This window comes from Paraburkholderia sp. BR14374 (assembly GCF_040948685.1).
Taxonomy (GTDB): Bacteria; Pseudomonadota; Gammaproteobacteria; order Burkholderiales; family Burkholderiaceae; genus Paraburkholderia; species Paraburkholderia youngii.
Genome location: NZ_JBFPKF010000017.1, coordinates 23,018 through 47,514 on the forward strand (window position 1 = coordinate 23,018; position 24,497 = coordinate 47,514).

Annotated in this window: 22 protein-coding genes; 15 read left to right on the top strand and 7 right to left on the bottom strand. The window is 64.6% G+C overall.

Features of this window, described 5'->3' with window-relative positions:
• The first annotated feature begins 101 nt into the window (after positions 1-101).
• The 6 genes from ugpB (at position 102) to AB3X86_RS29090 (ending at position 7,630) form a co-directional block, all read left to right on the top strand.
• Positions 102-1,427, top strand: coding sequence for a sn-glycerol-3-phosphate ABC transporter substrate-binding protein UgpB (ugpB, locus tag AB3X86_RS29065; protein ID WP_368598679.1), 1,326 nt, complete (start codon positions 102-104; stop codon positions 1,425-1,427).
• 75 nt (positions 1,428-1,502) lie between these two features.
• Entirely contained in the window at positions 1,503-2,387 is an 885-nt protein-coding gene (gene ugpA, locus AB3X86_RS29070; RefSeq protein ID WP_176381155.1) for a sn-glycerol-3-phosphate ABC transporter permease UgpA, read from the top strand.
• A complete protein-coding gene (gene ugpE / locus AB3X86_RS29075) occupies positions 2,384-3,229 on the top strand; it encodes a sn-glycerol-3-phosphate ABC transporter permease UgpE (RefSeq protein ID WP_368598680.1) in 846 nt (281 codons plus the stop codon). Before ugpA ends, ugpE begins: the two co-directional genes overlap by 4 nt.
• 50 nt (positions 3,230-3,279) lie before the next feature.
• A complete protein-coding gene (locus AB3X86_RS29080; RefSeq protein ID WP_368598681.1) occupies positions 3,280-4,359 on the top strand; it encodes a sn-glycerol-3-phosphate import ATP-binding protein UgpC in 1,080 nt (359 codons plus the stop codon).
• A 317-nt stretch (positions 4,360-4,676) separates the two neighbouring features.
• A complete protein-coding gene (ettA, locus tag AB3X86_RS29085; protein ID WP_152853645.1) occupies positions 4,677-6,341 on the top strand; it encodes an energy-dependent translational throttle protein EttA in 1,665 nt (554 codons plus the stop codon).
• A 164-nt stretch (positions 6,342-6,505) separates the two neighbouring features.
• Entirely contained in the window at positions 6,506-7,630 is a 1,125-nt protein-coding gene (locus AB3X86_RS29090; RefSeq protein ID WP_368598682.1) for a DUF748 domain-containing protein, read from the top strand.
• A gap of 14 nt (positions 7,631-7,644) precedes the next feature.
• On the opposite strand, the gene AB3X86_RS29095 is transcribed toward AB3X86_RS29090, so the two are convergent.
• From AB3X86_RS29095 to AB3X86_RS29105, 3 genes are read right to left on the bottom strand one after another with little or no spacing between them, the layout of a single operon-like run.
• Entirely contained in the window at positions 7,645-8,268 is a 624-nt protein-coding gene (locus AB3X86_RS29095; protein WP_368598683.1) for an HAD family hydrolase, read from the bottom strand.
• Between the two features lie 34 nt (positions 8,269-8,302).
• Entirely contained in the window at positions 8,303-10,117 is a 1,815-nt protein-coding gene (locus AB3X86_RS29100; RefSeq protein WP_368598684.1) for an aminopeptidase P family protein, read from the bottom strand.
• A gap of 18 nt (positions 10,118-10,135) precedes the next feature.
• A complete protein-coding gene (locus AB3X86_RS29105) occupies positions 10,136-10,402 on the bottom strand; it encodes a hypothetical protein (protein ID WP_368598685.1) in 267 nt (88 codons plus the stop codon).
• A gap of 229 nt (positions 10,403-10,631) precedes the next feature.
• Here AB3X86_RS29105 and AB3X86_RS29110 point away from each other — a divergent pair, with 229 nt between their 5' ends.
• The 7 genes from AB3X86_RS29110 to AB3X86_RS29140 all read left to right on the top strand — a co-directional run bounded on the left by AB3X86_RS29110 (position 10,632) and on the right by AB3X86_RS29140 (position 16,802).
• Entirely contained in the window at positions 10,632-11,342 is a 711-nt protein-coding gene (locus AB3X86_RS29110) for a response regulator transcription factor (protein ID WP_368598686.1), read from the top strand.
• A 79-nt stretch (positions 11,343-11,421) separates the two neighbouring features.
• The gene (gene hemA, locus AB3X86_RS29115; RefSeq protein WP_176367436.1) at positions 11,422-12,708 is read left to right on the top strand and encodes a glutamyl-tRNA reductase; all 1,287 of its coding nucleotides are present in this window, start codon (positions 11,422-11,424) and stop codon (positions 12,706-12,708) included.
• 120 nt (positions 12,709-12,828) lie between these two features.
• Positions 12,829-13,911 (top strand): peptide chain release factor 1, encoded by a 1,083-nt coding sequence (gene prfA, locus AB3X86_RS29120; RefSeq protein WP_013090660.1) that lies wholly within the window; start codon positions 12,829-12,831, stop codon positions 13,909-13,911.
• A gap of 10 nt (positions 13,912-13,921) precedes the next feature.
• On the top strand, positions 13,922-14,809 hold the full coding sequence (gene prmC / locus AB3X86_RS29125; RefSeq protein WP_368598687.1) for a peptide chain release factor N(5)-glutamine methyltransferase: 888 nt from the start codon (positions 13,922-13,924) through the stop codon (positions 14,807-14,809).
• Between the two features lie 112 nt (positions 14,810-14,921).
• Positions 14,922-15,233, top strand: a complete 312-nt coding sequence (grxD, locus tag AB3X86_RS29130; protein ID WP_008918687.1) for a Grx4 family monothiol glutaredoxin — start codon at positions 14,922-14,924, stop codon at positions 15,231-15,233.
• A 40-nt stretch (positions 15,234-15,273) separates the two neighbouring features.
• Complete coding sequence (locus AB3X86_RS29135) at positions 15,274-15,876, top strand: UbiX family flavin prenyltransferase (RefSeq protein WP_368598688.1); 603 nt, start codon at positions 15,274-15,276, stop codon at positions 15,874-15,876.
• 134 nt (positions 15,877-16,010) lie between these two features.
• The gene (locus AB3X86_RS29140) at positions 16,011-16,802 is read left to right on the top strand and encodes a class III extradiol ring-cleavage dioxygenase (RefSeq protein WP_176124301.1); all 792 of its coding nucleotides are present in this window, start codon (positions 16,011-16,013) and stop codon (positions 16,800-16,802) included.
• Positions 16,803-16,925: 123 nt separating this feature from the next.
• On the opposite strand, the gene AB3X86_RS29145 is transcribed toward AB3X86_RS29140, so the two are convergent.
• On the bottom strand, positions 16,926-18,521 hold the full coding sequence (locus AB3X86_RS29145) for an APC family permease (protein ID WP_176110178.1): 1,596 nt from the start codon (positions 18,519-18,521) through the stop codon (positions 16,926-16,928).
• Positions 18,522-18,951: 430 nt separating this feature from the next.
• Here AB3X86_RS29145 and AB3X86_RS29150 point away from each other — a divergent pair, with 430 nt between their 5' ends.
• On the top strand, positions 18,952-19,155 hold the full coding sequence (locus AB3X86_RS29150) for a cold-shock protein (protein ID WP_013090665.1): 204 nt from the start codon (positions 18,952-18,954) through the stop codon (positions 19,153-19,155).
• A gap of 139 nt (positions 19,156-19,294) precedes the next feature.
• On the opposite strand, the gene AB3X86_RS29155 is transcribed toward AB3X86_RS29150, so the two are convergent.
• A complete protein-coding gene (locus AB3X86_RS29155; RefSeq protein ID WP_368598689.1) occupies positions 19,295-20,545 on the bottom strand; it encodes an Hsp70 family protein in 1,251 nt (416 codons plus the stop codon).
• A gap of 188 nt (positions 20,546-20,733) precedes the next feature.
• Between AB3X86_RS29155 and AB3X86_RS29160 the strand changes: the two genes are divergently transcribed.
• Positions 20,734-22,257 (top strand): MFS transporter, encoded by a 1,524-nt coding sequence (locus AB3X86_RS29160; protein ID WP_368598690.1) that lies wholly within the window; start codon positions 20,734-20,736, stop codon positions 22,255-22,257.
• A gap of 42 nt (positions 22,258-22,299) precedes the next feature.
• Here AB3X86_RS29160 and AB3X86_RS29165 read toward each other — a convergent pair whose 3' ends face one another.
• Both AB3X86_RS29165 and AB3X86_RS29170 read right to left on the bottom strand, forming a co-directional pair.
• A complete protein-coding gene (locus AB3X86_RS29165) occupies positions 22,300-22,893 on the bottom strand; it encodes a nitroreductase family protein (protein WP_368598691.1) in 594 nt (197 codons plus the stop codon).
• 192 nt (positions 22,894-23,085) lie between these two features.
• A complete protein-coding gene (locus AB3X86_RS29170; protein ID WP_368598692.1) occupies positions 23,086-24,369 on the bottom strand; it encodes an MFS transporter in 1,284 nt (427 codons plus the stop codon).
• Positions 24,370-24,497: the final 128 nt, after the last annotated feature.

Sequence of the window (24,497 nt, forward strand, 5' to 3'; positions counted from 1 at the left end):
CCCATGGTCCGCGCCACCCGGCCACCGACGCCGGAATGTCATCGAACACAAATAGAATCGCGCGATTCGCGTCCGCGCCCTTACGAACAGGAGATAAATCGATGAATTACAAGCCGCTGTTCCGCTCACTTTCCGTCGCCGCTGTATTGAGCATAGGCGTCAGCCAGGCGGCTCACGCCGCGACCGAAATCCAGTTCTGGCATGCGATGGAAGCCGCGCTGGGCGAACGTCTGAACGACATCGCGAACGACTTCAACAAATCGCAGAGCGACTACAAGATCGTGCCCGTGTTCAAGGGCACCTACGACCAGACCCTCGCCGCCGGCATCGCCGCCTATCGCAGCGGCAACGCGCCGGCGATCCTGCAGGTCTACGAAGTCGGCACCGCAACGATGATGCAGGCGAAGAAAGCCATCGTCCCGGTCACGCAGGTCTTCAAGGACGCGGGCGTGCCGCTCGATCAGAAGGCCTTCGTGCCGACCATCGCCAGCTATTACAGCGACTCCACGACCGGCGAACTGATCTCGATGCCGTTCAACAGCTCGACGCCGGTGCTGTACTACAACAAGGATGCGTTCAAGAAGGCCGGCCTCGATCCGAACCAGCCGCCGAAGACCTGGGCCGAGTTGCACGCCGATGCGCAGAAGCTGAAGGCCTCGGGCATGTCGTGCGGCTATTCGTCGGGCTGGCAGAGCTGGATTCAGCTCGAGAACTACGGCGCGTGGCACGCGGCGCCGTTCGCGTCGCGTAACAACGGCTTCGACGGCATGGACGCCCAGCTGGAATTCAACAAGCCGCTGCAGGTCGCGCACATCCAGTTCCTGCAAAGCATGGCGAAGGACGGCACGTTCACCTACGTCGGCCGCAAGGACGAGGCGATGTCGAAGTTCTATAGCGGCGACTGCGGCATCATCACGAACTCGTCGGGCTCGCTTGCGACGATCAAGAAATACGCGAAGTTCAGCTTCGCCACCGGCATGATGCCGTACGACGACAGCGTGAAGGGCGCGCCGCAGAACGCGATCATCGGCGGAGCGAGCCTGTGGGTGCTGTCGGGCAAGGACCCAGCCGTCTACAAGGGCGTCGCAAAGTTCCTCGCGTATCTGGCCACGCCGCCGGTCGCCGCGAAGTGGCATCAGGACACCGGCTATCTGCCGATCACGACCGCCGCATATGATCTGACGCGCCAGCAGGGGTTCTACGACAAGAACCCGGGCAGCGACACCGCGATCCGCCAGATGCTGAACCAACCGCCGCTGCCGTACACGAAGGGTCTGCGTCTGGGCAACATGCCGCAGATTCGCACCGTGATCGACGAAGAACTCGAGCAGGTGTGGGCGGAGAAGAAGACGCCGCAACAGGCGCTCGATTCGTCCGTCTCGCGCGGCGACGAACTGCTGCGCCGCTTCGAAAAGGCCGGTAGCTAAGCATCGCCGGCTGGCAGGGTTCCGGCGCTCTTGCACCGGAACCCGAAGTCGTTGCAACACATCTCGAGAATCCCGATGGATAAGCGCTCTTACTTCGGCACCAGCGCGCTGCCCTACCTGCTCGTCGCGCCGCAGCTGATCATCACGCTGGTGTTCTTCCTGTGGCCGGCCGGCGTCGCGCTCTGGCAATCGACGCAAACTCAGGACGCGTTCGGCACGTCGAGCGAGTTCGTCGGACTCGCGAACTTCAAGCAGCTGTTCGCCGATCCTTTATATCTCGCGTCGTTCAACACGACGATCGTGTTCTGCACGCTCGTCACCGTGTCGGGCCTCGTGATCTCGCTGTTGCTGGCGGTTTGTGCGGACCGCGTGATGCGCGGCGCGAAGGCCTATCAAACGCTGCTGATCTGGCCGTACGCGGTCGCGCCCGCGATCGCCGCGGTGCTGTGGTCGTTCCTGTTCAACCCGAGCATCGGCCTCGTCACGTACGCGCTCGCGAAATACGGCGTCGTGTGGAATCACGCGCTGAACCCCGGTCAGGCGATGTTCCTCGTCGTGCTCGCGTCGGTCTGGCAGCAGATCAGCTATAACTTCCTGTTTTTCTACGCGGGGCTGCAGGCGATTCCGCGCTCGCTGATCGAAGCGGCCGCGATCGACGGCGCCGGTCCGGTGCGGCGCTTCTTCGGCATCGCGCTGCCGCTGCTGTCGCCGACCACGTTCTTTCTGCTGGTGATCAACATCACCTACGCGTTCTTCGACACCTTCCCGGTGATCGACGCGGCGACCGGCGGCGGACCCGGTCAGGCGACCCGCACACTGATCTACAAGATCTTCGCCGAAGGCTTCCAGGGGCTCGACATCGGCAGCTCGGGCGCGCAGTCGGTCGTGCTGATGATCATCGTCGTGGCGCTGACCGTCGTGCAATTCCGCTTCATCGAACGCAGGGTTCAATACTCATGATCGAGAACCGACGCGGTTTCGACCTCTTCTGTCATGCGGTGCTGATCATCGGCGTCGCGCTGGTGGTGTTTCCGGTGTACGTCGCGTTCTGCGCGGCGACGATGAGCGAGCACGAGGTGTTCACGGTGCCGCTGTCGCTCGTGCCCAGCACGCACCTGTTCGAGAACATCGCCACGATCTGGACGCAGGGCACCGGCAACGCGGCGGCGCCGTTCAACCGCATGCTGCTCAACAGCCTCGTGATGGCGCTCGTGATCGCGATCGGCAAGATCGCCGTGTCGATGATCTCCGCGTACGCGATCGTCTACTTCCGCTTTCCGTTTCGCACTGCCGCGTTCTGGCTGATTTTCATCACGCTGATGCTGCCGGTCGAAGTGCGGATTTTTCCGACCGTGCAGGTGGTGTCGTCGATGCATCTGAGCAATACGTACACGGGTCTGACGCTGCCGCTGATCGCGTCGGCGACCGCGACGTTCCTGTTCCGCCAGTTCTTCAAGACGCTGCCCGACGAGCTGATGGAAGCCGCGCGCATCGACGGCGCGGGCGCGCTGCGCTTCTTCTGGGACGTCGTGCTGCCGCTGTCGCGGACCACGATGGCCGCCCTCTTCGTGATCACGTTTATCTACGGCTGGAACCAGTATCTGTGGCCGATCCTGATCACCAGCCAGCAGTCGCTGATCACCGCGGTGATCGGCATCAAGGGGATGATCGCCTCGGGCGATACCGCGACCGAATGGCATCTGGTGATGACGGCCACGCTGCTCGCGATGCTGCCGCCGCTCGCCGTCGTGCTGACGATGCAGCGCTGGTTCGTGCGCGGCCTCGTGGACTCGGAAAAGTGATCCGGTATGGCGGACTGCGACAAGCACTCAAAATCAAAGGCTAGAACCGCATGGCTGCACTGACTCTGCAAAGCGTTAAGAAAACCTACGACGGCAAACAGTTCGTATTGCACGGCATCGACGTCGACATCGCCGCCGGCGAATTCGTCGTGATGGTCGGCCCGTCTGGCTGCGGCAAATCGACGTTGCTGCGGATGGTCGCCGGCCTCGAGCGCATCTCCGACGGCAGCATTTCGATCGCCGGCAAGGTCGTCAACGATCTGGAGCCGAAGGATCGCAACATCGCGATGGTGTTCCAGAACTACGCGCTGTATCCGCATATGAGCGTGGCCGAGAACATGGGTTACGCGCTGAAGATCGCGGGCGTCGATCGCGCGCAGATCGCGAAACGCGTCGAAGCCGCCGCGCAGATTCTCGAACTCGGCGCGCTGCTGCAGCGCAAGCCGCGCGAACTGTCGGGCGGACAGCGCCAGCGCGTCGCGATGGGCCGCGCGATCGTGCGCGAACCGGCGGTGTTTCTGTTCGACGAACCGCTGTCGAATCTCGACGCGCGTCTGCGCGTGCAGATGCGCCTCGAAATCCAGCGCCTGCATGCGCGCCTTAAGACCACGAGCCTGTACGTCACGCACGACCAGATCGAAGCGATGACGCTGGCGCAACGCGTGATCGTGATGAACAAGGGCCACGCCGAGCAGATCGGCGCGCCGACCGAAGTCTACGAGCGGCCGGCGACGGTGTTCGTCGCGAGCTTCATCGGCTCGCCGGGGATGAACCTGCTCGAAGGCCGGGTTTCGGACGACGGCTCGACCTTCGACGTCGCCGGCAACGGCCCGAAGCTGCCGCTCGCGGGCGTGCCGTCGATCGGCCGCGAAGTCGCGACGGGCCGCGAATGGACGCTCGGCATTCGCCCCGAGCATCTGAGCCCCGGCACGGCAGATGCGACGCTCACCGTCGATTCCTGCGAGATTCTCGGCGCGGACAATCTCGCCCACGGCCGCTGGGGCAAGCACGGCGTGACCGCGCGACTGCCGCACGCTCATCGTCCGGCGGCGGGCGAGACGCTGCAGCTCGCGCTGCCCGCACGACATCTGCACTTCTTCGATCCGGTGACGGGACGGCGCGCGAACTGACACCGCGGCTGGACGCCGCCGCCTGCTCACGGCACGGCGGCGTCGCGCAACGGCTCCGAAGATCGGCGACACGGCGCGCGCAAATAGCGCACCACCGGGTGCGTGAAGCGGCCCGCCAGCGGTCCGCCCTGCCGCCCGGTCCCCGCCGGGCGAAGTACAATGCCACCTGAACCACATGCCGCGCGTGGCAGCGTCGTCGAATCCGGCGCCGCGCCGGCCGGCGCCGGGTGTTCCGCCCGGCCCTCACACCGATTACCCATTCAACCCCGACTGCCCGCCCGCACGCGGCCGGCATCGTCAACGTCTACTGCAAGCAAATGGCCCAATACGTTTTCACCATGAACCGGGTCGGCAAAATCGTGCCGCCCAAGCGCCAGATCCTCAAAGACATTTCGCTATCGTTCTTCCCCGGCGCGAAGATCGGCCTGCTCGGTCTGAACGGCTCGGGCAAGTCGACGCTGATTCGCATCATGGCCGGTGTGGACACGGAGATCGAAGGCGAAGCCACGCCGATGCCGAATCTGAACATCGGCTATCTGCCGCAGGAGCCGCAACTCGATCCGCAGAAAACCGTGCGTGAAGCGGTCGAGGAAGGCCTCGGCGACGTGTTCAACGCCCAGAAGAAGCTCGACGAGATTTACGCGGCCTACGCGGAGCCGGACGCCGACTTCGACGCTCTCGCGGCCGAGCAGGCGAAGTACGAAGCAATCCTCGCGACGACCGACGGCAGCGCAGAGCAGCAGATCGAAATCGCCGCCGACGCACTGCGCCTGCCGGCGTGGGACGCGAAGATCGAGCATCTGTCGGGCGGCGAAAAGCGCCGCGTCGCGCTGTGCAAGCTGCTGCTGCAAAAGCCCGACATGCTGCTGCTCGACGAGCCGACCAACCACCTCGACGCGGAATCGGTCGAATGGCTCGAGCAGTTCCTGACGCGCTTCCCGGGTACCGTGGTCGCCGTCACGCACGATCGCTACTTCCTCGACAACGCCGCCGAGTGGATTCTCGAACTCGACCGCGGTCACGGCATTCCGTGGAAGGGCAACTACAGCAGCTGGCTCGATCAGAAGGAAGAGCGCCTGAAACAGGAAGAAGCGTCGGAGTCGGCGCGCCAGAAGGCGATCAAGAAGGAGCTCGAGTGGGTGCGCCAGAACCCGAAGGGCCGTCAGGCGAAGTCGAAGGCGCGTATCGCCCGCTTCGAGGAACTGAACAGCCAGGACTACCAGAAGCGCAACGAAACGCAGGAAATCTTCATTCCGGTCGGCGACCGCCTCGGCAATGAAGTGATCGAGTTCAAGAACGTCAGCAAGTCGTACGGCGATCGTCTGCTGCTCGATAACGTCAGCTTCAAGATTCCGGCCGGCGCGATCGTCGGCATCATCGGTCCGAACGGCGCCGGCAAGTCGACGCTGTTCCGGATGCTGACCGGCCGCGAACAACCGGATTCGGGCGAGATCGTGCAGGGCCCGACCGTCAAGCTCGCTTACGTGGACCAGAGCCGCGAAGCGCTCGCAGCCAACAAGACGGTGTTCGAGGAAATCTCGGGCGGCGCCGACGTGCTGACGGTCGGCAAGTACGAAACGCCGTCGCGCGCGTATATCGGCCGCTTCAACTTCAAGGGCGGCGACCAGCAGAAGATCGTCGGCAATCTGTCCGGCGGCGAGCGCGGTCGTCTGCATCTGGCGAAGACGCTGATCGCGGGCGGCAACGTGCTTCTGCTCGACGAACCGTCGAACGACCTCGACGTCGAAACGCTGCGCGCGCTCGAAGACGCGCTGCTCGAATTCGCGGGTTCGGTGCTCGTGATCTCGCACGATCGCTGGTTCCTCGACCGCATCGCGACGCATATCCTCGCGTTCGAAGGCGACTCGCAAGTTACGTTCTTCGACGGCAACTACCAGGAATACGAAGCGGACAAGCGCGCGCGTCTCGGCGAGGAAGGCGCGCGCCCGAAGCGTCTGCGCTACAAGCCGATCTCGCGTTAACAGGCGGGGCACACCGGCCCGTCTGGCGCAATGCCGGACGGCCCCCGGGGCATGCGCGTTGCTATTCGTCACTTGATGGAGGCGCGCGTGACAGTCCCGCGCACACGACAGACGGTCAACACGGCGCCGCGCGACGCGCAGCGCGTTGACGAGGAGACACAGGCATGGCGATGTCGAAGGGCAGGCGCTGGATCGTCGTCGTGGGCGGAACGCTATTGGCGTTGATTCTGATCGCGATCGGCGCGATGCAATTCGCGCAACAGGAAGTCAAGAATCGCGTCAGCGCGGCGCTCGGCCCGCTCGGCAGCGCCGACAGTATCGACGTCGGCCTCACTTCGGTACACCTGACCCATGTCGTGCTGAAAGCGCCGCCAGGCTGGCCAGCGGGCGAACCGCTACGCGCCGACGAAATCACGATCACCCCCGACGTGCGCGATCTGATCGCGCGGCGCATGCATATCCGCGAGGTCGTCGTGCGCGGCTTCGACATGGCCGTGTTACGCACGAAGGACGGCTCGCTGAATCTGCTGCCGAACCTGCGCGAATCGCTGAACCGAGGCGATCATCCGGGCGGCGCCGGCACGGCGGCGTCGATCCCACGCGAAAAACAGGTCGACCATATCCGCTTCGAACACGGCAACTTCCACTTCTACGACATGAGCGTCGGGCCGCCGCCGTTCAAGGTCACGGTCAGCAACGCGAACGCGAGCGTCGACAATCTGCATCTGCCGTCGCTTGCCGAGCCGACCAATGTCAGCGTTCGCGGCGCGCTGAAGGGGCCGGCGCATACCGGTACCGTGACGTTCGACGGCTGGATCAAGATCGCCAGCCGCGATTCGCAGTCGACGACCACGCTGCATGGTGTCGATGTCGCGATGCTCGATCCCTATCTGCTGAAGAAGGCCGGCACGCGCGCGCAGGTGACGGGCGGTACGGTCGATCTGTCGATCGAATCGACAGTGCGCAACTATCATCTGCACGCGCCCGGCACGGTGACGGTCCACAATCTGCAACTCGCCGAAATCGACAATCCGCTCGAGACGTTCATGTCGATTCCGACCCGCGCCGCTGTCGCCGCGCTCAAGACGCATGACGGCAACATCACACTGCATTTTGTGCTTGACGGCGATCTGCGCGATCCGAAGTTCTCGGTACGCGAAGGGATCCTCAGGCGCATCGGCGAGGGGTTTGCAAAGGCGCTGGGGGTCAGCGTCGAAGGGGTCGCGAAGGGTGCGGGCGAGACCGTCAAAGGCCTCGGCAATGCGTTGAAGAATCTGCTGGGACAGTAGCGGTAGCGCTCGGCTCAAACCGGCAAGCCCAACTCGCGCAGCTTCGCTTGCGTTTGCGCGGCGCTCGTGTGATGCACGCCGTGCCAGCCGAGCGCCGTAGCAGCTTCGGCGTTTTTCGCGTTGTCGTCGATGAAGACGAGCTCGGCCGGCTCGACGCCGGGCATCTGCAGCTCGATGCGCCGGCGCATCTCGGCGAAGATCGCCGGATCGGGCTTCACGAGCTTCACGCGCCCCGACACGACGATGTCGCGAAAGCGCCGCAGCACCGGATAGTGCTCCCACGCATACGGGAAGGTCTCGGCCGACCAGTTGGTGAGCCCGAAGAGCGGCACCTCGGCCACTTCGAGCTTCTCCATCAGCGCGATGCCGTCGTCGAGCACGCCCGCGACCATTTGATGCCAGCGCTCGTAGAACGCGCGGATCAGCGGTTCATGATCGGGAAACTGCGCGATCAGCTCGTCGGTGGCTTCGACGATCGGCTGCCCGCCGTCCTGGCGGATCACCCAGTCCATCGAGCAGACGTGCGTGAGGAACCAGCGGCGCTCCGATTCGTCGGGAATCAGCTCGCGGTACAGGTACTCGGGACTCCAGTCGATCAGCACGCCGCCGAAATCGAATACCACTGCCTTGATCGCCATGCCCCACGCTCCGTTTGCAAGGTCGCCGCTACGCTCAGATCGGTTGCGTGCGCAGTTCGAGCCACGCCTTGGCGTCGCCCGATACATGCGGCGTGAGGCGCGCGCGCACCGTCTCGTGATACGCGTTGAGCCACGCGCGCTCGTCGTCGCGCAGCAGCGCCAGCTCGATGCAGCGCGTGTCGATCGGGCACAGCGTCAGGGTTTCGAATTTCAGGAAGTCGCCGAATTCGGTTTTTTCGGCGGCCACGTTCAGCACGAGGTTTTCGATGCGCACGCCCCACTTCCCCGGCCGATACAGACCCGGCTCGTTCGACGTGATCATGCCCTCTTCCATCGCGGTCCACGGTTCGGCCGGCGCGTAGTGCGAAATCACCTGCGGGCCTTCGTGCACATTCAGGAAGTAGCCAACCCCGTGACCGGTGCCGTGGCCATAGTCCGCGCCGGCCTGCCAGATCGGCGCGCGCGCGATCGCGTCGAGCATCGGTGAGCGGATACCGCGTGGGAATTGCGCGCGTGACAGCGCGATCATGCCCTTCAGCACGACCGTGAAATCGCGGCGTTGTTCGTTGCTCGGCGTGCCGATCGGAACGACGCGCGTGATGTCGGTCGTGCCGCTCAGGTACTGGCCGCCCGAATCGATCAGCAGCAGGCCGTTGCCTTCGATCACCGCATGCGACTCCTCGGTCGCGCGATAGTGCGGCATCGCGCCGTTCGCGTTGAAGCCCGCGATCGTCGCGAAGCTCAGCGACACGAAGCCGGGACGGCGCGCGCGAGCGGCAGTCAGACGCTCGTCGATCGTCAGTTCGGTGATGCGCTCGCGGCCCAGCGCGCTTTCGAACCAGGCGAAGAATTCGGCGAGGGCCGCGCCGTCCTGCTCCATCGTGTCCCGCACGTGCGCGGCATCGGCGGCGGTTTTGCACGACTTGAGGAACGTGGACGGATTGACCGCCTCGACCACCTTGACCGACGACGCCACCGCCTGCAGCGAGCCGTACGTGATGCGGCGCGGGTCGATCAGCAGCGTGCTGCCGGCTGGTAGCGCGGCGAGCGCGTCGGCGGCTTTCGCGTATGGCTCGACGCTGATGCCGTCGCGCGCGAGCACGTCGGCGAGCGCCGGCGACACTTTGCCGTCGGCGATAAAGAGGGACACGCGATCCACGCCGATCAGCGCGTGCGCGACGAACACCGGGTTGTAACTGACGTCGGCGCCGCGCAGGTTCAGCAGCCAGGCGAGGTCGTCGAGCGTCGAGATGAAGTGCCACTGCGCGCCTTTGTCGGCCATCGCGCGACGCACCTGCGCGAGCTTGTCCGCGCGCGCGACGCCCGCTTGCGGCGCAGCGTGCTCGAAGACGGCGTCGGCGGGAAGCGCCGGGCGCTGCGTCCAGATCGCCTCGAACAGGTCGATGTCGGTGCGCAGTTGCACGCCGCGCGCGTTCAGCGCCGCGCTCAACGCACGCGCGGCCGCGACGCCGAGCACCGCGCCATCCACCCCGACCGTGCCGCCGCTCACGACGTTCTGCGCGAGCCATTCGAAATGCGGCGTCGTGAGCTGGCCGCCGGTCATCTTCATCAGCTCGACACCGGTGCCGGCGAGCTGCGCGGTTGCCTGCTCCCAGTAGCGGCTGTCGGTCCAGACGCCGGCGAAATCGGCGGTGACGATCAGCGTGCCGGCCGAGCCGGTGAAGCCCGACAGCCACTGGCGGCCTTGCCAGCGCCCTGGCAGATACTCGGACAGATGCGGATCGGCCGACGGCACGAGGTAAGCGGCGATGCCTTCGCGCGCCATCGCGGCGCGCAGGCTCGCGAGGCGCTCGGGAATGGAGGAGGTTTCGGGGAGTCGGGCGTTCATGGAGTTACCTGCAAGGATTCATCGACGGATTGACCGGCGCGAAAAGAGACCGACCGTCACGGCGACGGCGATCAGCGCGACGGCGGTGCATACCGGCCATTCGAGCATGTCGCCGTCATGGAAAAGACCCGTCGCGTTGCCGGCCATGCGCGCGACGCTCACGCCGAGCACGCCGGCCAACAGCGCGGCCCACCAGCGCGCGCGGCTCACCCTGCGCAGCGGGTGCAACCACCAGCCCGCGAGGCCGATCACGACGCCGAGAACGAGAATGCCTGGCCACCCCATCAGGCGTGGGCTCCGGATTGGGTGCCGAAACAAGGCAAGTTCAATTTCGGATTCGTCTCATAGGACGACGGAGCCGCCAAGGCTAGCATTTTGGCCTCTTTAACTATAGAAGTTCAGCACGGCGCTTTCCGCATAGCGGTTGAGTTTAGGGGTCGGGGTGTACTTAGGCAAGTTATAAGCCTGACGAAAACACCTCACGCTCCGCTCCTTGCCTGGCTGACGCCGCGCCATGCGTATCGCACTTATCGAACCCGACCTTCAACACGCCAAGCTGGTCGACCGGCTCATTTTCGCCGGCGGCCATGTGTGCCTTCACTTCACCACCAGCGCCACCTTCCTGCAGCACGCCACCGATGAATTTTTCGATCTGCTGATCACCGAAAGCTGGGCCGGCGACCATTGCGCCGAAGACGTGATCCCGCGCGCGCGCTCAATTCTGCCAGGTCTGCCCATCATGATGCTGATTGCGGCGCCGAGCGAATGCCAGATCGTCGCCGCGCTGCACGCGGGCGCCGACGACTGCCTCAGCAAACCGGTGCGCGGCCCCGAAATGCTTGCGCGAGTCGAGGCGCTGCAGCGCCGCGCGGGCCTGCGGCGGCCACCCAAACGTCGGCGCGACGTGATCGGCGGCTATACCTTCGACGCGGCGAATTGCGCCGTGACCTTCCGTGAGATGACCGTCATCCTGACGCCAAAGGAATTCCGCCTCGCGCTGCTGCTGTTCAACAATCTGGCGCGACCGGTGTCGCGCGCGCATATTCTCGAAACCGTGTGGTCGCGCCGGCGCGACGTAAAGTCGCGCACCATCGACACTCACGCGTCGCGCGTGCGCGGCAAGCTGCAACTGCGCCCGGAACTTGGCTACGCGCTGACGCCGGTCTATGGTTACGGTTACCAGCTCGACGCGATTCCGCCGGAGCCTCAGACGGGCGAGAGCTGACGCATGCTGGGTATTCGGCGTGCAGGATGTGAGAATCGTGAAAACGCTATAATATAAGGCTGAACGATAGCTCCCCCAAATGCAGCTTCTAACGATCGGAATCAACCATCACACTGCGCCTGTCGCCTTGCGCGAACGCGTGGCGTTTCCGCTCGAACAGATCAAGCCCGCTCTGGATACGTTCAAAGGCATCTGGCTGGGCCGCATGGCCCCCAATGCGCCGGAAGCGGCAATTCTCTCCACCTGCAACCGCACTGAACTCTACTGCGCGACCGACGACCTCGCAGCACGCGAAGCCTCGGTCCAGTGGCTGTCGAAGTACCACAATCTCCCCATCGATGAACTCGCGCCGCACGTCTACGCGCTGCCGCAGTCCGAAGCCGTGCGGCATGCGTTCCGCGTTGCGTCGGGGCTCGATTCGATGGTCCTCGGCGAGACGCAGATCGTCGGGCAAATGAAGGACGCGGTCCGCACCGCCTCCGAAGCCGGCGCACTCGGCACCTACCTGAATCAGTTGTTCCAGCGCACCTTCGCCGTCGCAAAGGAAGTGCGCAGCACCACTGAAATCGGCGCGCAGTCGGTATCGATGGCCGCCGCCGCAGTCCGCCTCGCCCAACGCATTTTCGACAAGATCGCGAACCAGCGCGTGCTGTTCATCGGTGCGGGCGAAATGATCGAACTGTGCGCGACGCATTTCGCCGCGCAGCATCCGCGTGAACTCGTCGTCGCGAACCGCACCGCCGAGCGCGGCATGCGGCTCGCCGAGCGCTTCAACGGCCGCGCCATTCCGCTCTCCGAGCTGCCCTCCCGGATGCACGAGTTCGACATCATCGTGTCGTGCACGGCGTCCACGCTGCCGATCATCGGTCTCGGCGCGGTCGAGCGCGCGGTCAAGGCGCGCCGTCACCGGCCGATTTTCATGGTCGACCTCGCGGTGCCGCGCGACATCGAACCCGAAGCCGGCCAGCTCGAAGACGTGTTCCTGTACACCGTCGACGACCTCGGCGCGATCGTCCGCGAAGGCAATGCGTCGCGCCAGGCCGCGGTCGCGCAGGCCGAAGCGATCATCGAAACGCGCGTGCAGAACTTCATGCAGTGGCTCGACGCGCGCAGCATCGTGCCCGTGATCCGCCACATGCACACGCAGGCCGACACGCTGCGCCGCGCGGAAGTCGAACGCGCACAGAAAATGCTCGCGCGCGGCGACGACCCGGCTGCAGTGCTCGAAGCACTGTCGCAGTCGCTCACCAACAAGCTGATCCATGGTCCTACTCACGCGTTGAACCGCGCGAGCAGCGACAACCGTGACAAGCTGATCGAGCTGATGAGCGGCTTCTACAAACACCCCGGCTCTTCCGAGCGTTAGCGGCGCAGTGCTCGCCGCACCCCGCGCGCCACCGCCGTGGCCCGCGAAGTGCTTCCGCCCCGGGCATTCGCCCGTTCCCCTGGCCGCATCCTTTCCGGAGTCCGCTCCGCTACCCGCCCGATGAAAACGAGCATGCAACGCAAGCTCGACCAGCTGACCACCCGGCTGGCCGAACTGAACGACCTGTTGAGCCGCGAGGACATCACCGCCAACCTCGACCAATACCGCAAGCTCACGCGCGAACACGCGGAGCTCGGCCCGGTCGTCGAGCATTACGGGCTGTGGCGCCAGGCGCAGAACGACGCGGCCACCGCGCAGGAATTGCTCGCCGACGCGTCGATGCGCGATTTCGCCGAAGAGGAAATCCGCGCGGCGCGCGATCGTATGGAGACGCTCGGCGTCGAACTTCAGAAAATGCTGCTGCCGAAGGACCCCAACGACGAGCGCAACATCTTCCTCGAAATCCGAGCCGGCACCGGCGGCGACGAATCCGCGCTGTTCGCTGGCGATCTGCTGCGCATGTATCTGCGCTATGCCGAGCGCAATCGTTGGCAGGTCGAGATGATGTCGGCGAGCGAATCGGATCTCGGCGGCTATCGCGAAGTCATCGTGCGAATTGCCGGCGATGCCGCGTATTCGAAGCTGAAATTCGAGTCCGGCGGGCATCGCGTGCAGCGCGTGCCGGCCACCGAAACGCAAGGCCGCATCCATACTTCGGCCTGCACGGTCGCGGTGATGCCGGAAGCGGACGAGATCGGCGAGGTCGAGATCAATCCGGCCGATCTGCGTATCGACACGTTCCGCGCGTCGGGCGCGGGCGGCCAGCACATCAACAAGACCGACTCGGCAGTGCGCGTCACGCACTTGCCGACCGGCATCGTCGTCGAATGTCAGGACGACCGTTCGCAGCACAAGAACAAGGACCGCGCGCTGAAAGTGCTCGCAGCGCGCATCAAGGATAAGCAAACGCACGAGCAGCAGACGAAGGAAGCGGCGACGCGTAAGAACCTGATCGGCTCGGGCGACCGCTCGGAGCGCATCCGCACCTACAACTTCCCGCAGGGGCGCCTCACCGATCACCGCATCAACCTGACGCTGTATCGCCTCGACGCGATCATGGACGGCGATCTCGAAGAACTGATCGCGGCGCTCGTCAGCGAGCATCAGGCCGAGCTGCTGGCCTCGCTCGGCGACGCTGACTGACGCCCCGCCAATGACCGACGCTTCCCAAATCCCGCTAAACCCCGCCGCTCCGCCCGCGACGGCCGACGCGCTATTGCGCGGATCGCCATTGCCGCCGCTCGAAGCGCGGATTCTGCTCACCCATGTGCTCGGCTGGCGGCGCACGCAGCTGATCACGCGCGGCGAGGAGCCGCTCGAGCGGGCGAGCGTCGAGCGTTATCGCGCGCTGGAGGCGCGGCGCATGGCCGGCGAGCCGGTCGCGCAACTCGTCGGCGCGCGCGAGTTCTTCGGGCTCGAATTCGAAGTCACGCCGCACGTGCTGATTCCGCGTCCCGAAACCGAGCTGCTGGTGGAGACCGCGCTCGCGGCGATCGAAACCCGGCCGCGCCCACGTGTGCTCGATCTCGGTACCGGAACCGGCGCGATCGCGGTGGCGATCGCGTCGATGCGGCCCGACGCCCAGGTCTGGGCACTCGACCGCTCGGCCGACGCGCTCGCCGTCGCCGCGCGCAACGGCGCGCGCCTGCTCGACGCGAAGCGCCCCGGCGGCGCCGTGACGTTCCTGCACAGCGACTGGTACGCCTCGCTCGACGCCGCGCCGCGCTTCGACGCGATCGTCAGCAATCCGCCGTATATCGCGAGCGGCGACCCGCATCTGGCCGAAGGCGATCTGCGCTTCGAGCCGCGCGGCGCGCTCACCGACGAGGCCGACGGCCTCAGCGCGATCCGCGCGATCGTCGCCGGTGCCCCCGAGCGTCTCGCCGCCGATGGCGCGCTTTGGATCGAACATGGCTACGACCAGGCGGAAGCCGTGCGCGCGTTGCTGAGCGCGGGCGGTTTTGCCGAGGTCCGCTCGGAGCGCGATCTCGGCGGTATCGAGCGCATCAGCGGGGGCGTGCTGCGCGCCGCGGCGGCCTGAGGGCGGTCGCCGAGGCTAAAACCCCAGGCGCGACGCGGCTGCGGCCGCCCATAGCGAAATCCGCTATCATTTCAGCCTATTCCCATCCTTTATCGGAACCGCAAGGTCAGTCATGGATACGCAACAACGCATCAAGCAAATCGTCGACGGCAACAACGTCGTTCTCTTCATGAAGGGCACGGCCCAGTTCCCGATGTGCGGTTTTTCCGGCCGCGCCATCCAGATCCTGAAAGCGTGCGGCGTCGGTGAAATCAAGACCGTCAACGTGCTCGAAGACGACGAAATCCGTCAGGGCATCAAGGTGTTCTCGAACTGGCCGACCATTCCGCAGTTGTACGTGAAGGGCGAATTCATCGGCGGCTCGGACATCATGATGGAGATGTACGAATCGGGCGAACTGCAGCAGCTGTTCGCCGCGGCCTGAGCGCTCTGCGCTCCGTTCGCTTTATCAGGCGCCGCAAGCCATGCAGCAAGCACGCACCGCGGCGCCCCGCCGGCTGATCGTCGCGATCACTGGCGCCACCGGCGCCATCTACGGCATCCGGCTGCTCGAGACGCTGCGGCGGCTCGGCGGCATCGAGAGCCACCTGCTGATTTCGAGCGCGGGTTGGCTCAACATCCAGCATGAACTCCAGTTGGGCAAAGAAGACGTGCATCCGCTCGCGGATGTCGTCCATTCGGTGCGCGACGTCGGCGCGAGCATCGCGTCCGGCTCGTTCGCGACTGACGGCATGATCGTCGCGCCCTGCTCGATGAAAACGCTCGCGAGCATCGCGCACGGTTTCGCCGACAACCTGATCACCCGCGCCGCCGATGTGACACTGAAGGAGCGTCGCCGCCTCGTGCTGCTGGTGCGCGAAACGCCGTTGAACCTCGCGCATCTGCGCAATATGACTGCCGTCACCGAGATGGGCGGCGTGATCTTCCCACCTCTGCCCGCGTTCTATAACCAGCCTGCTTCGATCGACGAGATGGTCGACCATACGCTCGCACGCGTGCTCGATCTGTTTGCGCTGGGACCGGCGTTGTCGCCGGCATGGCAAGGACTGCGGGACGCGCACGATTAGCAGCCGCAACGCGAATTAACAACATTGGCGACACAATCAATTCCCCGCGAGCCCATTTATCAAGCTGGCGTGCGGACCTATATTGGTAGCAACCCAATTTCTCAGTGCCGTGCTGTCACGGCCGCGTTGCTGTCATGAACCGCTTACCTTCGCTTTTCCTGTCCCACGGCTCGCCCACGTTGCCGATCGATCCTTCGATGCCGTCCGCCGAGTTCGGCGCGCTCGGCACGCAATTGCCGCGTCCCGAGGCGATTCTGATGTTGTCGGCGCACTGGGGCACCGCCCAGCCACTCGCCAGCATCGCGACGGCGCCTGAAACCATCCACGATTTTTATGGCTTTCCGCGTCAGCTCTACGAAATCCAATACCCGGCACCGGGCGCACCCGATGTCGCGCGCAGCGCCGCCGCGCTGCTCGGCGCGAGCGGCATCGTCGCGGACGTGCAGCCGCACGGGCTCGACCACGGCGCATGGGTGCCGATGCTGCTGATGTTCCCGCAGGCGGACGTGCCGGTCGCGCAACTGTCCATCCAGCCGCACAAGGACGCCGCGCATCATTTCCGCGTCGGCCGGGCGCTGCGCGCGCTGAAAGACGAAGGCGTGATGGTGGTCGGCTCCGGTCAGATCACCCATAACCTGCGCGCCGCCGATTTCTCCGCTCGCCCGGAAGATGCCGATCCGCGCGTGAGCGAATTCACCGACTGGTTCGAAGACAAGCTCGTCGCGCGCGATATCGACGCGCTGCTCGACTATCGCCGCCAGGCGCCGCACGCGGTGCTGATGCATCCGACCGACGAGCATCTGTTGCCGGTGTTCGCCGCCCTCGGCGCCGCCGACGACGACTATTCGCTTGCGATCCAGTCGCTCGGCACCTACCAGCGTTCGCTCGCAATGACGAACTACGTGTTCGGCACCGCCACCGCCTGATCCGCCGCGGAACCCGCCAGCCGCAACGACCAACGAAAAAGCCCGCCTGATCATCGATCGGGCGGGCTTTTTATCTACCGCGAAGGACCCGCTTCGAGCGGCCCTTTCGGCTGCGGCGAACGCTCAGTGCGCGCCGATACCTTCGAGCACTTCGTCGTGCACGAGCCGCTCGTCCAGATACTCCGAACGGTAGCCGCTGTTCACGCCCCAGAAGTAGAACACCAACGAGAAGGCGATCACGACGAGCATGTCCCAGCCGTACGGCAGGATGCCGAAGCCGCCGAACTCCTTGCTGCCGATCAGCGACAGGATCGCCATGATCGGAAGATACGCGACCAGCCACCAGGCTGCCTTCAGGTCACGTCCCCAGCCCTCGAAGCCCTGCTTGGCCTGGAAATAAAAGTACACCGGCAGCGCCACGACCATCAGCAGGATGATTTCGCCGGTCAGCGGCCACTTCGCCCAGTACAGGATCAGCGACGCGCAGACGAACGCGAACGGCGCAATCACCTTCATGCCGGCGATGTGCAGCGGACGCTCGAGATCGGTTGCCGCGCGGCGCAGCGCCATCAGGCTGATCGGGCCGGTCAGGTACGAGATCACCGTCGCGACGGAGATCACCGCCGCGAGCGAGCTCCAGCCGCGGAAGAAGAACAGGAAGATGAACGACACGAACAGGTTGAACCACATCGCCTGACGCGGCACGCCGTAGAACGGATGCACCTGGCCGAAAATCTTCGGCATCGTGTTGTTGCGCTCCATCGCGTAGATCATCCGCGTCGTGGTCGCCATATAGGTCGTACCGGTGCCGCTCGGGCTCACGAACGCGTCGACGTACAGCAGGAACGCAAGCCAGTTCAGGTTCAGCGCAATCGCCAGTTCCGCGAACGGCGAAGCGAAGTTGAAGTGGCTCCAGCCCTTCACCACGTCGGCCGGATTAACGGCGCCGATGTACGCGATCTGCAGCAACACGTAGATCACGAGCGCGAGCAGGATCGAGCCGATCACCGCGAATGGCACGCTCCTGGCCGGATTGCGCGCTTCACCGGCCAGGTTGACCGGGCTCTGGAAACCGTTGAACGCGAACACGATCCCGCTCGTCGCGACCGCAGTCAGCACCGCCGACCAGCCGTACGGCGCGAACGTGCCCGTCTGGCCGAAGTTCTCGGTGTGGACGCCGGTCATCATCAGACCGACGATCGTCGCGCCCGGAATCAGGAACTTGAAGATGGTGATCGCCGAATTGGCGCGCGCGAACAGCTTGACGCCCCAGTAGTTGAGCAGGAAGTAGATGATCACGAGGCCGGCGGACAACAACAGGCCGTTGGTGGTCAATGATCCGTCGACGAAGAGCGCATGCGCCCAAGGATAGGGCCACGTACTCATGTATTGAATCGATGCTTCGGCTTCGATCGGGATCACCGACACGATCGCGATCCAGTTGGCCCACGCGCTGATGAAACCGACCAGCGCGCCGTGCGAGTAGCGCGCATAGCGCACCATCCCGCCAGATTCCGGAAACATCGCGCCGAGTTCCGCGTAGGTCAGTGCAATCGCGAGAATCACGACCGCGCCGATGATCCATGCGCAAATTGCAGCGGGACCGGCAATCTTTGCAGCCTTCCACGCGCCGAACAGCCAGCCGGACCCGATGATCGAACCGAGACCGGTCAGCATCAGCGCGAATGGCCCGATGTTCCGTTGTATAGAACTTTTCACGTCTTCTCCTAAATCAGAACCATGTCGGCACCGCGCGACATCGCTTGTGGCGGTGGCAACGGGGTGACGCGCATGCAAGCGCGTCCAGATGCGGAACAGGTGCAACCGACGCGCGGCGCGTAGTTTAACGGTTGCACCGGGTTGCTGCAGTGAAACCGCCGGCCGACTAAGGGTTCTCCCTAGCAAAAAATCAGCCCGACACGCAAGCTTTGTAAGGACTCTTTGGAATAATCCACCAAAGTTTCGTGCAGACTGTTGACCTTCGCCCGAATTCGCCGTATAACGTTCCAGCAGGATTTCAAGTGGCGAGTGAAGTGGTTCTTTCGTAGTTCGCCCATCAACGGTACTCCGGTTGGTCCCATTACCCCCTTCCTTGATTTTCATGCACCCCGGGCTTCGGCCTTATTCACCATTTTTAGGAAAAAGTAATATGGAAACCGGTACCGTCAAGTGGTTCAACGACGCTAAGGGCTTTGGCTTCATCACTCCGGACGGCGGCGGTGAAGATCTGTTCGCGCATTTCTCGGAAATTCGCGTCGACGGCTTCAAGACGCTGCAAGAAAACCAGAAGGTCACGTTTGAAGTGAAGACGGGGCCGAAGGGCAAGCAAGCAGCTAACATCAAGCCGGTGTAAGCTAGCTTCCAGCTTCCTTCTGGACGCAAAAAACCCCGCCTTGGCGGGGTTTTTTTATTTGTCGGCGGCAAATCCGAATCAATGGATTAAATTTGCCGCATTCGCAATTCGCGGCGGATTATTTTCCGATTATTCGCGATTATCCGAACACGCGTCGGGCGTGAATGCCGAGGCCGGTCGCCACGCTCGCAAGACGATCGCCGAACACCGCTTTCGCGTCCGGAAACGCCGCCGCCAGCGCGCCCGACAGAAACGCGAGGCCAGTCGATCCGCCGGTGAAATAAATCGCGTCGAGCTCGCGCGGTGCGACACCCGCCGCCTGCACCGTATCGCGCGCAGTCTGCACGATGCGTCGCGTTTCGTCCTCGCCGGCTTTGACGAGTTGCGCTTCGTCGAAGGCGAGGCGCAGATCCTCTTCCACTTGCTCGAGATCGATCACGGTCTCGCCGCCCGCTGCCACGCCGATCTTCGCCTCTTCCGCGTGCGCCGCGAGCGCGTGCCCAAAACGCTGCTCGACCACGCGCATCAGCCGGTCGTGGTGCTTCGTCTCGGTGAAAAGGTGCCGCATCAGCGCGAGTTCGCTGACGCGCTTCGGCGTGTAGACGGTGTTGATCAGATGCCAGGTCGCAAGATCGTAATAAATCCGGTTCGGGATTTCGCGCCCTTGCGGATCGAGCGATTGATAACCGAGTTCGCGCAGGATCGTCACGAGTTCGACCCGGCGGTCGAAGTCCGTGCCCGCGACGTGCACACCGTGATGCGCGAGCACGTCGTCCTTGCGCTCGACGCGCTTCATCCGCTCCGGCCCCACTCGCACGAGCGAAAAGTCCGACGTGCCACCGCCGATGTCCGCCACAAGCACGAGTCCTTCGGCGCTCAGGCGCGATTCATAATCGAACGCAGCCGCGATCGGTTCATACTGAAAGTGGATGTCGCGCAAGCCGACCGTGCGCGCAGCGGCTTCGAGCTGTTGCTGCGCCATCTGGTCGGCGCGCGGATCGTCGTCGACGAAGAACACCGGGCGGCCCAGCACCGCGCGGTCGATCGCGCCGCCGGCGCTCGCTTCGGCCGCGCGCTTCAGATGGGTCAGGAACGTCGCGATCACGTCGGTGTACTTGATCGCACTGCCATCGCCGAGATCGGTCGTATTTTCGGCGAGTGGCGAGCCGAGAATGCTTTTCATCGAGCGCATCAGCCGGCCGTCGAAACCGTCGATGTAGGCGGCAAGCGCCGCGCGCCCGAATTCGGTGGTGTTTTCGTCGGTATTGAAGAAGACCGCGGTGGGCAGCGTCGTGTACGCGCCTTCGACCGGCGCCAGCTTTAGCTGCGGGCCGCTCGGAATCGCAACGGCCGAATTGGAAGTACCGAAGTCAATCGCGCAATAGTTCATGGCAGGAATGGCCGCTCACGGCTGGCGCGCACAGAAAGGGGAGCGGCTTTGTATCACGAAAACTCCGGCAGCATCAACTGAAGCTGACGGGACCGCGGAAAGATCGAGTGAAATCCTGGCGCGGAACGGATCTTGCTAGATCCGACCGGATACGCCGCTCCATTTCGCCATCGAGGAGACTTCGCGTCATGAGCGTGCCGCCCACCGCCGCCGTCGATGACCACCACGCCATGCTGATCGAAACCGACTTGCCGTCGCGGCTAGACCGCCTGCCGTGGGGCCGCTTTCACACGCTGATCGTAGTCGCGCTCGGCGTGACGTGGTTGCTCGACGGGCTCGAAGTGACGCTTGCCGGCGCGGTCGCGAGCGCGCTGAAAACCAGCCCGGCGCTGCGCTTTTCGAATGCCGACGTCGGCCTCGCCGGCAGCGCGTACATTGCAGGCGCGGTACTCGGCGCGCTCGGTTTCGGCTGGCTGACCGACCGACTCGGCCGCCGCAAGCTCTTTTTCATCACGCTGACGCTTTATCTGGCCGCGACCGCGGCGACCGCGCTGTCGTGGAATCTGATGAGCTTCATGCTGTTCCGTTTCCTGACCGGTGCGGGTATCGGCGGCGAATACACGGCGATCAACTCGACGATCCAGGAATTCACGCCGGCACGCGTGCGCGGCTGGACCGACCTCGGTATCAACGGCACTTTCTGGGTTGGCGCGGGGCTCGGCGCCGCGGGCTCGCTGGTGCTGCTCGACCCGCATCTGCTGCCTTCCGACTGGGGCTGGCGCGCGTGCTTTTTCATCGGCGCGGTGCTCGCGCTCGGGATTCTGCCGATGCGCATCTGGATACCTGAAAGCCCCCGCTGGCTGCTCACGCACGGTGACGAGCGCGACGCACGGACAATCGTCGAGGGCATCGAAACGCGTTTTCGCGACGACGGCCACACGCTCGCCGACGACGCCCTCACGCGGCTGCGCCTGCGCGCTCGCGACCATACGCCGTTGCGCGAGGTGTTCCACACGCTGTTCAACTTGCACCGGCGCCGCTCGCTGGTCGGTCTCACGTTGATGACCGCGCAGGCATTCTTTTACAACGCGATCTTTTTCACCTACGCGCTGGTCCTCACCGACTTCTATCACGTGCCGGGCGGCGATATCGGCTGGTATCTGCTGCCTTTCGCGCTCGGCAATTTCCTGGGGCCGCTCGTGCTCGGGCGGCTATTCGACGTGATCGGCCGACGCAAGATGATCGCCGCGACGTACGCGATGTCGGCGATCCTGCTGACGCTGTCGGGTTATCTGTTCGAGCAGCAACTGCTGACCGTCGTCACGCAGACGGTCGCCTGGATGGTGATTTTCTTCTTCGCGTCGGCGGCCGCGAGTTCCGCGTATCTGACCGTCAGTGAATCGTTTCCGCTCGAAATCCGCGCGCTCGCGATTGCGGTTTTCTATGCGTTCGGCACCGCGCTCGGCGGCATCATCGGGCCGGCGTTTTTCGGTCGGCTGATCGACACGCATCAGCGCAGCGAAGTGTTTTCGGGCTATCTGGTGGGCTCGGGGTTGATGCTCGCGGCGGCGCTCGTCGCGGCGATCTGGGGTGTCGACGCGGAGCGCAAGTCGCTCGAGCATGTGGCGGCGCCGCTGTCGAGCGTGACGGATGAAGAGTACGGCGTGCAGCGCGCCGATGCAAAACGCGCGGACCGTGCCGCGCGTACCTGACTGCCTGGCGAAGTCACGCGGCAAGCGCCGCGAGTCCGTTGCTCAGAACGCCTTCTTCCAGCCCCCGCCGTACGCGATTTCCGCGAGCGCCACGCGCTGACGCGGCGCCTTCTCGCGTTCGCGCAGGACCGGGTCCAGTTTGTCGACGTCGCCGTAATGGCCAAGCGAGATCATCGCGATCGGCTCGACGTCTTGCGGCAATTCGAAGGTGGTGCGGAACGCGTTCACGTCGAAGCCGCTCATCTGGTGCGCGGCAAGGCCGAGCGCGTGCGCCTGCAGCACCAGCGCCATCGCCGCCGCGCCCGCGTCATAGAGCGCGCAGCGATTGACGTCGCCCTTGTTGGTCAAGGTGTGCGCGGTCACCGCGATCAGCACCGGCGCGGGCGCATTCCAGCCCTGGTTGAACGGCACCAGCGTGGCGAAAGCCTTCTTGAACGCGACTTCATCGACGCTGCGATCGAATACGACAAAACGCCAGGGCTGCGCGTTATACGAGGACGGCGCCCAGCGCGCCGCTTCGAGCACGGCGCGCAATTGATCGCGGCTCACCGGCTCGCTCGAATACGCGCGCGGGCTCCAGCGGCCTGCAATCAGCTCGTGAATGGCAACTTCGGTCGGGGCGGGTTTCTTGGCCATGCGTTTCTCTCGGTAGAAATTCATGATCGTCGGGCGGTTGCCCGAGGCCACATAGCATAACGGGCTTTCGATGCGCGTTCCAACTTGCAGCACGGCGCTATGCGCGCTGGCTGAAAAAGCGCGCACGGCCCATGATGGGGCCGTGCGTCGTTGCATTACTGACGGCGAATCTGCGCGGTCCGCGAAGGCGATTCAGATTGCCTGCGGCGCCGGATATTTGGCCGGGCGGTTGATGCGCAGCACGATCACGGCGGCGATCAGGCACAAGCCGCCGGAAATCATCGACGCGACCGTATAAGTGCCGAGGCTCGCGCGCAGCATGCCCGCGCCGAGCGCCGCGAACGCCGCGCCGAGCTGGTGGCCGGCGACCACCCAACCGAACACGATCGGCGCCGATTCCTTGCCGTAGACGTCGGTGGCGAGACGCACGGTCGGCGGCACGGTGGCGATCCAGTCGAGACCGTAGAACACCGCGAACAGCGGCAGCCCGAAAAAGTCGATGCCGAACGCATGCGGCAGATACATCAGTGACAGGCCGCGCAGCCCGTAGTACCAGAACAGCAGCACGCGGCTATTGAAGCGATCCGACAGCCAGCCCGACAGCGTGGTGCCGAACAGGTCGAACACGCCCATCGCCGCGAGCAGCGACGCGCCCTGCACTTCGGTCATGCCATAGTCGCCGCACATCGCGATCAGATGGGTGCCGACATAGCCATTGGTGCTCGCGCCGCAAATGAAGAAGCTGAAGAACAGCAGCCAGAAATCGCGCGTTTTGCTCGCCGACGCGAGCGTGCCGAACGCGATCGCGAGCGGGTTCTGCCTGGTGACGGTCTTGGTAATCGGCGCGTCGTGCGCTTCGCCGTATGGGCGCAGCCGCATGTCGGCCGGATGCTCGGGCAGCAGGAACGCGACGAGCGGAATCACGATGCCCGCCGCGAGCGCGACCACCCACACGACCTGGCGCCAGCCGTAATGCTCGGCGACGGCCGCGAGCAGCGGCAGGAACACCAGTTGGCCGGTCGCCGAACTGGCGGTCAGGATACCCATCACGAGACCGCGGCGCGTAGTGAACCAGCGCGTGACGACGGTCGCCGACAGCGACAGCGCCGCGACCCCGGTCGATCCGCCGACCATCACACCCCAGATCAGCACCATCTGCCACGGATGCGTCATCAGCGACGACAGCGCGACGCCCGCGGCCATCGTGCCGAGCGCGCTCAGCAGCGTCGGACGGACACCGAAGCGCTGCATCGCGGCGGCCGCGAAGGGCCCCATCAACCCGTACAGCGCGATGTTCACGGAGATCGCGAGCGAAATCGTCGCGCGGCTCCAGCCGAATTGGTGCTCGAGCGGCACCATCATCACGCTAGGCGTCGCGCGCGTACCCGCCGCCGCAAGCAAGACCAGAAACACCACGGCGACGGTCAACCAGCCATAGTGGAAACGTCCGCCTATCAATCGCGCAGCCCAGTTCATCGGTTCTCCAATCGACGCGGCCGGGGTGGCGGCATCGTTCGTATTGTTACGGCTTCGGTAAATGATTTGTGACAGATCAGTCACAATGGTGTTGCGATCTTAGTTACTGGTCGGTAACATGTCAAGGC